This window comes from Methylophilus sp. YYY-1, assembly GCF_029132825.1.
In the GTDB taxonomy this organism is placed as follows: Bacteria; Pseudomonadota; Gammaproteobacteria; order Burkholderiales; family Methylophilaceae; genus Methylophilus; species Methylophilus glucosoxydans.
Map to the genome: position 1 here is coordinate 134,639 of NZ_WOVG01000002.1, position 13,824 is coordinate 148,462.

General features: G+C 52.8%; 18 protein-coding genes. 17 read left to right on the forward strand and 1 reads right to left on the reverse strand.

Annotated features, from left to right (window positions below; genetic code table 11):
- Positions 1 to 55: 55 nt before the first annotated feature.
- Positions 56 to 1,402, forward strand: coding sequence for a tRNA 5-hydroxyuridine modification protein YegQ (gene yegQ / locus GOC95_RS07245; protein ID WP_275356495.1), 1,347 nt, complete (start codon positions 56 to 58; stop codon positions 1,400 to 1,402).
- Between the two features lie 68 nt (positions 1,403 to 1,470).
- Here yegQ and GOC95_RS07250 read toward each other — a convergent pair whose 3' ends face one another.
- Entirely contained in the window at positions 1,471 to 1,902 is a 432-nt protein-coding gene (locus GOC95_RS07250; protein ID WP_194749821.1) for a CBS domain-containing protein, read from the reverse strand.
- Positions 1,903 to 2,014: 112 nt separating this feature from the next.
- Between GOC95_RS07250 and GOC95_RS07255 the strand changes: the two genes are divergently transcribed.
- The 16 genes from GOC95_RS07255 to queC all read left to right on the forward strand — a co-directional run bounded on the left by GOC95_RS07255 (position 2,015) and on the right by queC (position 13,760).
- Entirely contained in the window at positions 2,015 to 2,524 is a 510-nt protein-coding gene (locus tag GOC95_RS07255) for a MarR family transcriptional regulator (protein ID WP_275356496.1), read from the forward strand.
- 28 nt (positions 2,525 to 2,552) lie between these two features.
- Positions 2,553 to 2,927, forward strand: coding sequence for a nuclear transport factor 2 family protein (locus GOC95_RS07260; RefSeq protein ID WP_275356497.1), 375 nt, complete (start codon positions 2,553 to 2,555; stop codon positions 2,925 to 2,927).
- Between the two features lie 16 nt (positions 2,928 to 2,943).
- On the forward strand, positions 2,944 to 3,864 hold the full coding sequence (locus GOC95_RS07265; RefSeq protein WP_275356498.1) for an EamA family transporter: 921 nt from the start codon (positions 2,944 to 2,946) through the stop codon (positions 3,862 to 3,864).
- A 181-nt stretch (positions 3,865 to 4,045) separates the two neighbouring features.
- Positions 4,046 to 4,774, forward strand: a complete 729-nt coding sequence (locus GOC95_RS07270; RefSeq protein ID WP_275356499.1) for a YebC/PmpR family DNA-binding transcriptional regulator — start codon at positions 4,046 to 4,048, stop codon at positions 4,772 to 4,774.
- A gap of 59 nt (positions 4,775 to 4,833) precedes the next feature.
- On the forward strand, positions 4,834 to 5,394 hold the full coding sequence (gene ruvC, locus GOC95_RS07275; RefSeq protein ID WP_275356500.1) for a crossover junction endodeoxyribonuclease RuvC: 561 nt from the start codon (positions 4,834 to 4,836) through the stop codon (positions 5,392 to 5,394).
- Entirely contained in the window at positions 5,391 to 5,966 is a 576-nt protein-coding gene (gene ruvA, locus GOC95_RS07280) for a Holliday junction branch migration protein RuvA (protein WP_194749827.1), read from the forward strand. Before ruvC ends, ruvA begins: the two co-directional genes overlap by 4 nt.
- A gap of 129 nt (positions 5,967 to 6,095) precedes the next feature.
- Positions 6,096 to 7,142 (forward strand): Holliday junction branch migration DNA helicase RuvB, encoded by a 1,047-nt coding sequence (gene ruvB / locus GOC95_RS07285; protein ID WP_275356501.1) that lies wholly within the window; start codon positions 6,096 to 6,098, stop codon positions 7,140 to 7,142.
- A 1-nt stretch (position 7,143) separates the two neighbouring features.
- The gene (gene ybgC / locus GOC95_RS07290; protein ID WP_275356502.1) at positions 7,144 to 7,539 is read left to right on the forward strand and encodes a tol-pal system-associated acyl-CoA thioesterase; all 396 of its coding nucleotides are present in this window, start codon (positions 7,144 to 7,146) and stop codon (positions 7,537 to 7,539) included.
- A complete protein-coding gene (tolQ, locus tag GOC95_RS07295) occupies positions 7,536 to 8,210 on the forward strand; it encodes a protein TolQ (RefSeq protein ID WP_194749830.1) in 675 nt (224 codons plus the stop codon). Before ybgC ends, tolQ begins: the two co-directional genes overlap by 4 nt.
- An 11-nt stretch (positions 8,211 to 8,221) precedes the next feature.
- Positions 8,222 to 8,614 carry an ExbD/TolR family protein gene (locus GOC95_RS07300; RefSeq protein ID WP_194749831.1) on the forward strand — a complete coding sequence of 131 codons (393 nt, stop codon included), beginning with the start codon at positions 8,222 to 8,224 and terminating at the stop codon, positions 8,612 to 8,614.
- A 21-nt stretch (positions 8,615 to 8,635) separates the two neighbouring features.
- Positions 8,636 to 9,475: a cell envelope integrity protein TolA gene (tolA, locus tag GOC95_RS07305; protein WP_275356503.1), complete on the forward strand. Its 840-nt coding sequence runs from the start codon at positions 8,636 to 8,638 to the stop codon at positions 9,473 to 9,475.
- A 57-nt stretch (positions 9,476 to 9,532) separates the two neighbouring features.
- A complete protein-coding gene (tolB, locus tag GOC95_RS07310) occupies positions 9,533 to 10,870 on the forward strand; it encodes a Tol-Pal system beta propeller repeat protein TolB (protein WP_275356504.1) in 1,338 nt (445 codons plus the stop codon).
- A 61-nt stretch (positions 10,871 to 10,931) separates the two neighbouring features.
- Complete coding sequence (gene pal / locus GOC95_RS07315; protein ID WP_194749834.1) at positions 10,932 to 11,483, forward strand: peptidoglycan-associated lipoprotein Pal; 552 nt, start codon at positions 10,932 to 10,934, stop codon at positions 11,481 to 11,483.
- Entirely contained in the window at positions 11,470 to 12,333 is an 864-nt protein-coding gene (locus tag GOC95_RS07320) for a YbgF trimerization domain-containing protein (protein WP_275356505.1), read from the forward strand. Before pal ends, GOC95_RS07320 begins: the two co-directional genes overlap by 14 nt.
- Positions 12,334 to 12,417: 84 nt before the next feature.
- Positions 12,418 to 13,059, forward strand: coding sequence for a 7-carboxy-7-deazaguanine synthase QueE (gene queE, locus GOC95_RS07325; protein WP_275356506.1), 642 nt, complete (start codon positions 12,418 to 12,420; stop codon positions 13,057 to 13,059).
- A gap of 2 nt (positions 13,060 to 13,061) precedes the next feature.
- Positions 13,062 to 13,760, forward strand: coding sequence for a 7-cyano-7-deazaguanine synthase QueC (gene queC / locus GOC95_RS07330; protein WP_194749837.1), 699 nt, complete (start codon positions 13,062 to 13,064; stop codon positions 13,758 to 13,760).
- The last annotated feature ends 64 nt before the right edge of the window (positions 13,761 to 13,824 follow it).

Sequence of the window (13,824 nt, forward strand, 5' to 3'; positions counted from 1 at the left end):
ATGGCATTCGCTGCAAGTGATTGAGCTATAAGCTTTTTTAATGGACTAAATTGAAATGAAATCCCCTGAATTGTTAGCGCCCGCCGGTGATCTTGATCGCATGCGTACGGCGTTTGATTACGGCGCAGACGCGGTCTACGCCGGACAGCCGCGCTACAGCTTGCGCGTGCGTGAAAATGATTTTTCAATGCAAAACTTGGCAATTGGCATTCAGGAGGCGCATGCACGCGGCAAAAAGTTTTTTGTCGCCAGCAATATTTCACCGCATAACGCCAAAGTCAAAACCTATATGCGCGATATGGCGCCGGTGATTGAAATGCAGCCCGACGCATTGATTATGGCCGACCCTGGCCTGATCATGATGGTACGCGAGCAATGGCCGGACATGCCTGTCCATCTGTCGGTGCAGGCCAATGCGGTCAATTACGCTTCGGTTAAGTTCTGGCAGCGCATGGGCCTGACACGGGTGATTTTGTCACGTGAGTTATCGCTGGACGAGATTGCCGAAATCCGCCAGGAGTGTCCGGATATGGAGCTTGAGGTGTTTATTCACGGTGCCTTGTGTATCGCTTATTCCGGCCGTTGCCTGCTGTCAGGCTATTTCAATTCGCGCGATCCTAATCAGGGGACCTGTACTAACAGTTGCCGCTGGGATTACAAGGTGCATGATGCCCAGCCCGATGCCGCAGGCGTGATCCGTTTAAAAGAGTTTGATTTTCAGGCCGAGCTGGAACAATCCAATCTGTCTTCCTGTGGCTCATTACCGCGCCATCCGGCGGCAGACCAGGTTTACCTGATCGAGGAAAAAGGCCGTCCTGGCGAGCTTTTGCCTATCATGGAAGACGAACACGGCACCTATATCATGAATAGCAAGGACTTGCGGGCGATTGAGCACGTGGAGAAGCTAATTGCCATTGGCGTCGATTCGCTCAAGATTGAAGGACGTACCAAGTCGCGCTACTACGTGGCGCGTACCAGCCAGAATTACCGCCAGGCGATTGATGATGCCGTAGCCGGGCGTCCGTTTGACTGGCGTTTGTTGGGCGAGTTGGAGAACCTGGCCAACCGGGGCTACACCGATGGTTTTTACCAGCGTCACCATACCGCCGAGCACCAAAATTACGTCCAGGGGCACTCGAGTGCCAATCGCAGCCAGTATGTCGGCGATGTGGTGGCCTATGATGCAGAGCAGGGGCTGGCTTCCATTCAGGCGCGTAACAAATTTGCTGTAGGTGACAAATTGCAACTGATACACCCCAGTGGTAACCGCGACATTGTGGTGGAGCAGCTTTTTGATAAGCGGGGCGAAGCCGTGCAGCAGGCCGCTGGCAGCGGGCATTTTGTCAAACTGCCGATTGCCGCATCTGCCCTGGATAATGCCATGGTTGCCAAATATCTGTAAGTGCGAATCAATCTGGGCAATCAAAAAAGGGGAGTGAGCTCCCCTTTTTTGTTGTCTGCTGAAATGCATCAGCTATGAATATAGCTTTCCAGTTGCTTGATCAGTGATTGCTGATAGTCGATCGTCTCTTTGAGAATATCCCCGATCGAAAGCATACCTAGCAGTTTGCCATGATCGACCACGGGCAAGTGGCGGATACGTTTTTCCAGCATGGTGTTCATGGCCGACTCAACCAGGTCACCCGGTTTGCCTGTGATGACTTTTTCCGTCATCACTTCACTGACTTGCGTGGTTTTGGATGAGCGGCCTTTCAGGATAATCTCGCGCGCATAATCGCGTTCCGAGAAGATTCCCACCAGTTCGCCGTCTTTGATCACAGCCAGTGCACCAATCTGGTATTCCGCCAGAATCACCAGTGCGTCAAACACCGGTCGGTTGGGCGCAATACTAATGATGCCTTGATGTGTTTTATGAGTGAGTACTTGCTGAAGCGTCTTCATGACTTCCTCCTTTCATAGGGCACGAGCGTCTAAATATACACCGATGTGTCGTGGAGTAAAACCTCAGATTTTTATTGACATAATTAGCCGGCTAACTATAATGTGGCTAATTATGTTACAACTTAGAGATCTTCCTACCCCAGAAGTCCTGCAACGGTTTGCCCAGCGCTATCCGGAAGCCGATGTCACGGCCATTGCGAGCTTCTTGATGTTGCTGCGTGTGGCCACCGATTTGTCAGTGGCGCTGGATGCCTGCCTGAGTAAACACGATTTGTTGCAGGGGCGCTGGTGGGTGTTGATTTTGTTGATGCGCGAAGTTGACCTGACTTCTACGCCCTCGGTGTTGGCAGAAAAGCTGGGGGTGACGCGCGCCACCATGACTGGGTTGTTGGATGGCCTGGAGCAAGGTGGCCTGGTCCAGCGTATCTTGGTGCCAGAAGACAGGCGCAGTGTCAAAGTGCGTCTGACTGAAGCCGGGCAAGCCCGGCTGGATGCCGTGATGCCGGATTATTACACGCGGCTGCGCCAGTCTATGCAAGGGTTAAACGAGCAGCAGCGCCAGGATTTGCAAGCGCTGTTAGGGGTGATAGACCAGGGCATCTCAGCCTGGGATTTTAAATAGTAATGTGTCTTTTATTCAGGAGTTTTGTATGACTAATGTTGATCACTTCATAGCGTTAAACCAGCAGTTTGATGCTGCCTTTAACAGCAAAAATCCACAGGCGATTGCGGCCTTATATGCAGAGCAGGCGATCGTGATGCCTGCGCCCGCTGGCCAGGTCGTGAAGGGCCGTCAGGCGGTTGCAGATTTTTTTGCTGGCCTGATTCAGGCTGGGGTCATTGAACATGCGCTGACGATGAACGAGGCGGTGGTCAGCGCAACGCTGGTCACTCAAACCGGACATTGGGCAGCAGCCATGATGGCTGAGGATGGCGTCAAGCAGCAGTTTGGCGGCAATGTACAAGTGGTGTTTCAAAAGCAGCCTGATGGGCAGTGGTTGGCAGTGACCCATATCTGGAACTAAATCAGCGGATAAAGTCATGGATCAATTGCTTAAACAGCGTTCACAGGCACTGACAGCACTGCTGGTGCTGACGCTGATCTGGGGCTATAACTGGGTGGTGATGAAAAGCGCGTTGCAATATGCGGGGCCGTTCCAGTTTGCCGCCATGCGTACCTTTTTTGGCGCGCTGGTGTTGTTTTTGGTGCTGTATGTGACGCGGCGGCCAATGGGCTTGACCGAGTTTCCAACCATGCTGCTGCTCGGCATCTTGCAGAATGTAGGGTTCACCGGCGTGCTCATGTGGGCGCTGGTGCAGGGGGGCGCGGGCAAGACGGCGGTGCTGACTTACACCATGCCTTTCTGGACCTTGTTATTTGCCTGGCCCATGCTCGGTGAGCGTATCCACGGCTGGCAATGGCTGGCGGTGATTTCGGCTGTGTTGGGCATGCTGTTTATTTTTGATCCTTTGCATTTGCGCGCAGACAGCTTCAGCATGCTGTTGGCAGTGCTGTCTGGCGTGTCGTGGGCGGTGTCTGCGATTATGACCAAGCAATTGCATAGACGTCATCCAACGCTAGACCTGATCAATCTGACGGCCTGGCCTATGTTGCTGGGTTCGCTGCCTATGGTGCTGATTGCCTTTCTGGTCCCTGCGCCGACTATGCAATGGTCTGGTTATCTGATCGGCGCGGTATTGTTTAATGTGGTGTTATGTGGTGCGTTGGCCTGGTTACTCTGGCTGTTTGCCTTGCAACGGTTGCCCGCCGGGGTGGCCAGTATGGCCTCCATGCTGGCGCCCGTGATTGGGGTGATTGCGGCCTGGATACAGTTACATGAAGTGCCGGATGGCATGGAGATGATCGGCATGGCACTGATTCTGTTTTCCCTCAGCCTGATTTCCATTCTGATGATGCGGCCTGCCTATCACGGTATCCCGCCGGCGAGTGCCAACGTTTAGCGCCATTTTTCGCTGATCCCCCGGTTTTTTCATTGCGCAGGGCTTGCGTAAATCAGGCCCTGTTCTTATTGGTCTTGCCTATCTGCCCTCAATCAAGCCGCCGCCAAGCCTGCTTGCGCCTGTGGTAAAATCCGCCAGTTAAAACATTTCATCCCGTTGTTAAAAAATACAAGGAAGTCATATGGCTGGACATAGTAAATGGGCCAATATCCAACATCGTAAAGGTCGTCAGGATGCCAAGCGCGGCAAAATCTTCACCAAGCTGATTAAAGAGATCACGGTCTCTGCGCGCATGGGTGGCGGTGATACAGCCATGAACCCGCGTCTGCGTGCGGCCGTGGCAGCGGCCAAAGAAGAGAATATGCCTTCAGACAATATCACGCGTGCGATCAAAAAAGGCACGGGTGAGCTCGAGGGTGTTAACTACGAAGAAATTCGTTATGAAGGCTATGGCATTAATGGTGCAGCCATCATTATTGATTGTCTGACCGATAACCGTCAGCGTGCGGTGATGGATGTGCGCCATGCCTTAACCAAGCATGGCGGCAACCTCGGGACCGATGGTAGCGTGGCCTTTATGTTCAAGCACTGCGGTCAGTTGGTGTTTGAGCCTGGCGTGTCAGAAGATGCCGTCATGGAAGCGGCACTGGAAGCTGGCGCGGAAGATGTGATTGCTGATGAAGATGGCAGCATAGAAGTGATCACGGCCCCTAGCGATTTTGTCACGGTGAAAGAAGCGCTTGAGGCTGCGGGCCTGAAGGCGGTGATGGCGCAAGTGACCATGAAGCCGCTGAATGAAGTGGTGTTCACTGGCGAGGATGCGGTCAAAATGCAAAAAATTCTCGACATGCTCGAAGACCTTGATGACGTGCAAGAGGTCTACACTTCTGCCGTGATTGAAGAAGATTAAATGGCGCGATTGGCGGTGCACGCCTTTCTGGCCAACCGGCTTGAACTGGGGGTCTTGACGTGAGTCGTCAGCGTATTTTGGGCATAGACCCCGGCCTGAGAATTACGGGTTTTGGCGTCATCGAGGCCATAGATGGCAAATTGTCCTACGTGACCAGTGGCGTGATTAAAACCGCATCAGCCAAAAAAACCGCAGAGGGCGAGTCAGAAAAAGAGGCCTTGCCCGAGCGCCTGAAGGTCATTCTGGATGGCTTGTTTGAGGTGATTTCAACCTATCAGCCCACGCAAGTGGCGATTGAAAAAGTGTTTGTTAATGTCAACCCTCAGTCCACGCTATTGTTGGGTCAGGCGCGCGGCGCTGCCATTTCTGCGGCGGTGATCCGTCAACTGCCGGTGGCCGAATATACGGCGCTGCAAGTGAAACAATCGGTCGTGGGTAACGGCCATGCGCAAAAAGAGCAGGTGCAAGAGATGGTCAAGCGCCTGCTTAAATTACCAGCTACGCCTAGCCCGGACTCTGCGGATGCCTTGGCTTGCGCGATTTGTCATGCGCATGGCGGTCAGGGCCTGGGGGCTTTGGCGACGACCGGCTTCAGAGTTAGAAATGGAAGATTGATATGATCGCACGCCTGAATGGCCGCTTGCTGGAAAAGTCCCCACCCTTGATTGTGGTGGATTGCAATGGCGTGGGCTATGAAGTAGAGGTGCCGATGAGCACTTTTTATAATTTGCCCGATCTGGGGCAACCTGTGCAGATTTTGACGCATATGGTGGTGCGCGAGGATGCGCAACTGCTGTATGGCTTTGGCAGTGAGCAAGAGAAAAACACCTTCAAGCAATTGTTGAAGGTGAATGGCATTGGTGCCAAGTCTGCGCTGGCGATTTTGAGTGGTGTCAGCGTGAATGATTTGATGCTCGCTGTCAGCCAGCAAGAAGTCGGCTTGCTGACGCGTATTCCCGGCATCGGCAAAAAAACGGCCGAGCGTTTGTTACTCGAGCTCAAAGACAAATTTGTGGTGACGGGGTCCACCTCGGCGCAACCGGCCGTCAAAGCGGCGACAGATGATATCCTCAATGCACTGGTGGCGCTTGGTTACCATGAGCGTGAGGCGGCTGCGACCCTGAAGTTGCTGGAACCTGGCATTAGTGTGAGCGATGGTATCCGGCAGGCGCTCAAGTATCTGGCCAAGTAGTCCGGCCAGGCCGAGCGCGAGTCTGTAATAGTCATACGCTGCATGGTATGATGACAAAAATAACTGATTCAATCGCGGCATGAGGCCTTCATTGTTGAGTATTGCATTGCACTTCATCGCCCATCACCCATGATAGAAACCGATAGACTCGTCGCTCCCGCTACTGCCAGCACTCAAGAAGAGGCGCTTGAGCGTGCCTTGCGCCCCAAGCATCTGGATGAGTATGTGGGGCAGGAGAAGGCGCGCGGTCAACTCGAAATCTTTATTAATGCGGCCCGTGGCCGGCAAGAGGCGCTTGATCACGTGCTGCTGTTCGGCCCGCCTGGTCTGGGTAAAACCACCCTTGCTCACATTGTGGCTAAAGAGATGGGCGTGAACCTGCGCATGACCTCGGGCCCGGTGTTGGAGCGGGCCGGCGATCTGGCTGCATTGCTGACCAATCTTGAACCCAACGACGTCTTATTTATTGACGAGATTCATCGCCTGAGCCCGGTGGTTGAGGAGATATTGTATCCGGCCATGGAAGATTACCGACTCGATATCATGATCGGTGAAGGACCTGCAGCACGCAGTGTGCGACTGGATTTGCCGCCTTTTACGCTGGTGGGGGCGACCACGCGCGCGGGCATGTTGACCAACCCCTTGCGTGACCGCTTTGGCATTGTGGCGCGGCTGGAGTTTTACAGTCACGCCGAGCTCTCCAAGATTGTCATGCGGTCGGCCAACTTGCTCGAGGTTGAAATGCAAGCGGCCGGGGCACTGGAGATTGCCAGACGTTCACGCGGCACACCGCGGATTGCCAACCGCCTGCTACGTCGGGTCAGGGATTATGCGCAAGTCAAATCGGATGGCATTGTGACCGATACGATTGCCGATGCCGCCTTGAAAATGCTGGATGTCGATCAGCAAGGGCTGGATGTGATGGATCGCAAGTTATTGCAGGCGGTGGTTGAAAAGTTTGGTGGCGGGCCAGTGGGACTGGACAATCTTGCCGCGGCCATTGGTGAAGAGCGTGACACCATAGAAGATGTGCTGGAGCCCTATCTGATTCAGCAAGGCTATCTGATGCGCACGCCGCGCGGACGCGTGGCCACGCAGTTGACTTACCAGCATTTTGGCTTGAAAGCGCCTGTCAGCATGGTGTCAGTCGATTTATGGCAAGATGCCGGGCAATAACATGGTTGAGTTTCCTGTACGTGTGTATTACGAGGATACCGATGCCGGTGGTGTGGTCTATCACAGCCGCTACCTGAATTTTATGGAGCGTGCGCGCACCGAGTGGTTGCGGACTGCGGGCTTTGACCAAAGCGCGCTCAAGCAGCAAGAACAAGTGTTGTTTGTCGTCCACAGCATGCAGCTACAATTTAAAAAACCGGCCCGGCTGGATGACCAGTTGCGGGTGGTTTCGCAGTTGCTGGAGATGGGGCGTGGCAGTTTTAGCTGCCAGCAGCAGGTCATGCGTGATGAAACGATTTTAATTGAGGCACAGGTGAAAGTCGCCTGTGTCGATGCGGATTCATTTAAACCCACGGGTATTCCGGCCCGTATCAAAATTGCACTGGAGTCTTCATGAATGTAGCGAACGATATGTCGATTTTTACCCTGGTGAGCGGGGCCAGTTTGCCAGTTCAGCTGGTGATGCTGATTCTGCTGCTGACCTCACTAGCGTCCTGGTGGTATATCTTCATTAAGGTTTTTTCACTCAAGGCTGCCAACGAAAATGTGGATCAGTTTGAAGCGCAATTCTGGTCCGGCGGTGATTTGAACGAGCTGTATGAGCGCATCACGACTGGTCGCAAAACACCTCAAGGCATGGCCAGCATTTTTCAGGCCGGGTTAAAAGAATTTATCCGTTACAAGCAGCAAAAAGATACCGAAGTCAGTGATGTGATGGAGGCGACGCGTCGTGCCATGCGTGCAGCGTATAACCGCGAACTGGATTATCTGGATGCGCACCTGCCATTCTTGGCTTCCGTAGGTTCGGTCAGTCCTTACATCGGCCTGTTCGGCACAGTATGGGGCATCATGAACGCCTTCCGTGGCTTGTCTAACGTTGCGCAGGCGACATTGAGCCAGGTTGCCCCTGGCATTGCCGAGGCGCTGGTGGCGACTGCGATCGGGTTGTTTGCCGCGATCCCAGCCGTGATCGCCTATAACCGCTTTGCCGCGGGCGTAGACCGCCTCTCTGTCCGTTACGAGAGCTTTATCGAAGAATTTACCAACATTTTGCAACGTAGAGCCTGATAGGAGCCGCGATGAGCAGAACGCGTAAACGTCGCATGATGAACCAGATTAACGTCGTCCCCTATATCGACGTCACGCTGGTGTTGCTGGTGATTTTTATGGTGACCGCGCCCATGACCAATCCCGGTATGGTGGAGTTGCCCAAAGTCGGGCAGGCGCTCAAGCAGAGTGGTGACCCGATTGTGATCACCGTGCAAAAAGAAGGCACAGTGATGATGGAAGGCAAAGAGATGCAGCGTGACGATATGCTGGCTTTGATCCGTCAGCGCCTGTCTGAGACACAAAAGCCGGTGGTGGTGTCTGCAGATAAAAACACGCCTTATGGTGAGGTGGTGTCCGTCATGGATTTGCTCAAACAGGCGCAGGTGAATCAAGTTGGTTTGCTGTTTCAGAATGAGAAATAACGGGCAGGTTGCTTAAAGCGCATGAAAGTTACTTACTCCCCACAAGATCAGGCGATACGCAAACGGGCAGCCATCTTATCCGTGCTCATGCACGTGTTGCTGTGCTTGGGCATGATCTTTATGGTTGACTGGAAAGCGGTCCACGTGACCCCCAGTGTGATGGAGGCGACCTTGTGGGATAGCTTGCCCAGTAAACAGCCTGCCAAGCCAGTGGAAAAGCCGGTAGAACCGCCACCACCACCGCCTGAACCCAAACCAGAACCGACACCGCCGCCCAAGCCGCCTGAGCCAGAACCTAAACCGCAACCCAAGCCTGAGCCTGCGCCTCAAGTCAAGCAAGCGGAACAAGAGGCGGAAATTGCACTCAAAAAGCAGGAGGAAGAGAAGAAGCGCCTGCTAGATGAAGAGAAAAAGAAGGAACTTGAGCAGAAAAAGCAGGAAGAAAAACTGAAAAAAATTCAGGAAGCCTTGCGTAAACAAGAGGAGGAAGAAAAGCTGAAAAAAATTCAGGATGCGATGCGCCAACAAGAGTTGGACGCACAGCAGTCGGCGGCGGCTGCAGCGGTTGATCCGTCTGTGCTCAGTTATTACATGGGCTTGATGAGCCGCAAAATCCGTAGCAATGTGAACCCCGGCTTGTGCCCCGTCTCTAACCCCGAGTTGCTGGTGGATATCCAGATGATGAATTCGGGAGATATTTCCGGCATGCCCAAGCTGGTGCGAGGGTCGGGCGATGCCATTTGTGATGATGCAGTGATCCGTGCCATTTTGGCGGCCAAGCCCTTCGATTTGCCGGATGATCCTGCTGCACGTAGAAAAATGGTAGATCAGATTCGCTTGAAGTTGAAGCCACGTGGCTAAGCAAGCAATGACGATGAAGCGGCTTTTCGTTATAATTCAGATATATAAGCAAACCAGATGAATAATATTGTCACCATGAAAACACACACACGAGGTTTGATGCACGCATTTGCTACGGCTATTTTTGCCGGATTCGTTGCGCTGCTGTCGGTTATCCCTGCCCATGCGGCACTAGAGCTTGAGATCAGTGGCGGTAGTGCCATTCAGATTCCAGTCGCGATTCTGCCGATGGCCGAGACAGACAATCCGCAAGCACAAAGCCGTTTGCATGAGATCATCAGTAACGACCTGCGTAGCAGTGGCATGTTCCGTATTATCAATACCAGTGGTATGCCGGCATTGCCGACCAATGCTTCTCAAATCAAATATACCGACTGGACTGCGCTCAAGGCACAAGGTTTGAGCCTGGGTGAAGTGCAGTCAACAGGCAACGGCAATCTCAAGATCTCGGTGCAGGTGATGGATGTATTGCGGCAAACGGCGTTGCTGCAACTGACCTATACCGTCTCTGCTAGTCAGTATCGCCATGTCGCGCACATGATTGCCGACCAGATTTATGAAAAGTTTACCGGTCAGCCTGGCGCCTTTGCCACGCGCATTGCTTACGTTACCAAAACAGGTAAGCGCTTTACGCTGCAAATTGCGGATTACGATGGCTACAATGCACAAACGCTGGTTTCGTCGAATGAGCCGATTATTTCACCGGCCTGGTCGCCAGATGGCACCAAGATGGCTTACGTGTCTTTTGAGAAAAAGAAACCGATTGTGTTTGTGCAGTCCTTATACACGGGTGAGCGCAAAGTGGTGGCTAACTTCAAGGGGAATAACAGTGCCCCGGCCTGGTCGCCAGACGGTAGCAAATTGGCGGTGGTGTTGACCTATGGCGCCAACTCGCAGATTTATACTATTGCTGCGGATGGTTCCAACTTGCAGCAAATCACCAAAAGCAGTGCGATTGATACCGAGCCAGCGTTCTCGCCTGATGGCCAGTTTATTTACTTCAGCTCAGACCGTGGCGGACGTCCTCAGATTTACAAGGTGCCTGCTTCTGGTGGCTCCCCTTCGCGCGTGACTTTTGAGGGTGGCTATAACGTGAGCCCGCGCTTTTCACCCGATGGCAAGTATTTAACCTATATTCGCAATGACGGCGGTTCTTTTAAAGTAGCCGTTCAGGAGTTGGCGTCTGGAAATGTCAAACTGCTGAGCAATGGCGCGCAAGATGAGTCGCCGAGCTTTGCCCCGAACGCACGCACCATCATGTATGCCACCCGGGTGGGCGGCAAAGGGACCTTGGCGACAGTGACCGTGGATGGTCTGGTCAGACAGCGTCTGTCTGAGGCCGGCGGTGATATTCGTGAGCCCGCCTGGGGTCCTGCACAAGCTTCAGCCAAGTAGTCGTAACAATTATCGTCTTTTTGGTTAATTTTATTCAGTCAATCATTTTTAAGGAGAAAGTATGAACAAGAGTATTTGGACAATTGCAGCACTGGCATTAGTGCTGACCGCTTGTAAAAGCACCCCGATGAACCCAGCCAAGGTTGAAGATTCCAGCGTGACTCGCCCAATGGCAAAACAAAACGGCAATGGTAATGATGGCTCTGCAAACACAGACAAAATCAATATCAAAACCGTTGATGTGGATACCAGCAAAGACGAGTTGAGTGCCGCTGAATTGGCCAAGCGTCAGGTATTCTTTGACTACGACAGCGACGCGATTCGTGAAGAGTACAAGAGCCTGATCGCTAACCACGCCAAATACCTGATCGCCCACCCACAAACTAAAGTGGTACTGCAGGGTAACACCGACGAGCGTGGCACACACGAGTACAACCTGGCATTGGGTCAGCGTCGTTCCGTGGCTGTGAAAAATGCCCTCAACGTATTGGGCGTGAGCGATAGCCAGATCGAAACTGTGAGCTACGGTGAAGAGCGTGCGAAACAAAACTGCGCGGATGACGGTTGCTTCCAGCAAGACCGCCGCGTAGACATCGTTTATGCAGGTCAGTAATTTGCGATACGCTGCGGTATTGATGGCCCTTGGCTTGACGGTGTCTACCGTCAGCCAGGCGGCTTTATTCGATGATACTGAAGCCAGAAAGCGTATTCTTGAGCTCGAAACCAAGCAGGGTGCAGATTATGATGCACAGCAAAAAGCCATCACAGACCTGACGCGCACCCAGCAATCGCTGGACAGACGCGTGCAAAGTCTGGAAATGCTGATCAACGGCAAGGGTTTGCTGGACATGCAGAATCAGCTGGAGCAGCTCCGTCAGGATGTGGCGCAACTGAAGGGTGATCTTGAAGTGGTGACACATCAGCTTGAGGATATGCGTACCAAGCAGAATGCGGCTTATACCGATCTGGATACGCGTGTGCGCAAGCTGGAAACCTTGGCACAATCAGTGACAAATGGTCAAGGCTTACCTGTCGCAGGCGCGAGTGGCACGACTGGCGATGTAAAAGCTGATGTTTCCCAGCAGGAAACCAGCGCGTTTGCCGAGGCAGAGTCGCTCAACCAGGCAGGCAAGTACAAAGAGGCCTTTAATGCCTATGATGCGTTCCTGAAGACTTACTCTAATAGCAAGCTGGTGCCAGATGCCATGTACGGCATGGGATATACCCAGTTTGCACTCAAGAGTTACAAATCCTCTGCTGCCACACAGCAGAAGTTTCTGGAGAGTTATGCGACGCATCCCTTGGCACCGAATGCCATGCTCAATCTGGCGAATAGTCAGATTCAGTTGGGGCAGATTCCGGCCGCCAAAAAGACCTTGAAGGATCTCATTGCGGCCTATCCATCGGCTGAAGTGACACCTAGCGCGCAAAAACGCTTGAAAGTGCTCGAAACGATCAAATAGCAGATTTTCGTTATTGAAATGACCTTATTTCAGCGATAATAGCGGGCAGATAGCAATATCTGCCCGTTTACTTTTAGTTTCCCCATGACCACACTCAAAATTTTCGAGATTTTTTACTCCCTGCAGGGCGAGAGCTCACGTGTCGGGCTACCTACAATTTTTATCCGCCTGACCGGCTGCCCATTGCGTTGTGGTTATTGTGATACGGAGTATGCGTTTAAAGGCGGCAGCAATATGACGCTGGATGACATCATGCAGCAGATTGCAGCCTACGATACCCGTTACGTCTGCGTGACCGGCGGCGAGCCGCTGGCGCAAAAGGGCTGTATCGAATTGCTGACCAGGCTGGGCGATGCTGGCTATCAGGTGTCTTTGGAGACGAGTGGTGCCATGGATATCGCCGAGGTCGATTCACGCGTGAAAGTCATTATGGACATCAAAACGCCTGGGTCGGGTGAAGTAGAAAAAAACCGCTGGGAAAACTTGCCTTTGCTGAAAGCCGGTGATGAAGTGAAATGGGTGATTTGCAGCCGGGAAGATTATGACTGGGCCAAATTGATGTTGCAGACCCGGGCATTCCCGGTCGATTGCGATCAGTTATTTTCGCCCAGCTTTCATGAGGTCAGTGGCGAAACTTTGGCCAGCTGGATTTTGCAAGATCACCTCAAGGTGCGTATGCAGCTTCAATTACATAAAATTCTCTGGGGCGAGAAACAAGGAGTATAAGCGTGACAGCAGCAAACCCTAAGGCGGTGATTTTATTATCGGGCGGCCTGGACTCAAGTACGGTATTGGCAATTGCCAAATCGCAAGGCTACGACTGTTATTGCCTGAGTCTGGATTATCATCAGCGCCATAATGTTGAGCTGCAGGCCGCCCAACGCGTTGCGGCAGCCTTGGGGGCAGCCGAGCATAAAACCGTACAGCTGGATTTGTCCTTGTTTGGTGGTTCGGCACTGACTGACAATGCGATCGCAGTCCCTGAGCAAGAGACGCAGGGCATTCCTGTCACTTACGTGCCGGCACGCAATACGATTATGCTATCCTTGTCCCTGGCCTGGGCCGAGGTGTTACAGGCGCGGGATATTTTTATCGGCGTCAATGCGCTGGATTATTCCGGCTACCCTGATTGCCGTGGTGAATATGTCAAAGCCTTCCAGCAAATGGCCAATCTGGCCACTAAAGCTGCGGTGGAGGGACAAACCATTACCGTGCATGCACCGTTGATCGATATGACCAAGGCTGACATCATCCGCACCGGCCATGCGCTGGGCGTGGATTATGGCTTAACTGTTTCTTGTTATCAGGCCGATGGTCAAGGCGCCGCGTGTGGTGTGTGTGACTCCTGCCGCTTCCGCAAAGCAGGATTTATACAAGCAGGCGTGGCTGATCCGACGCTGTACAGGAATGCATCGTCAGGTGAGTGAAAAAGACTTGCCACTGTTTTAAAAAATCAAGTATAATCCGCGCCTTTCTGCAAAGAAATTCATT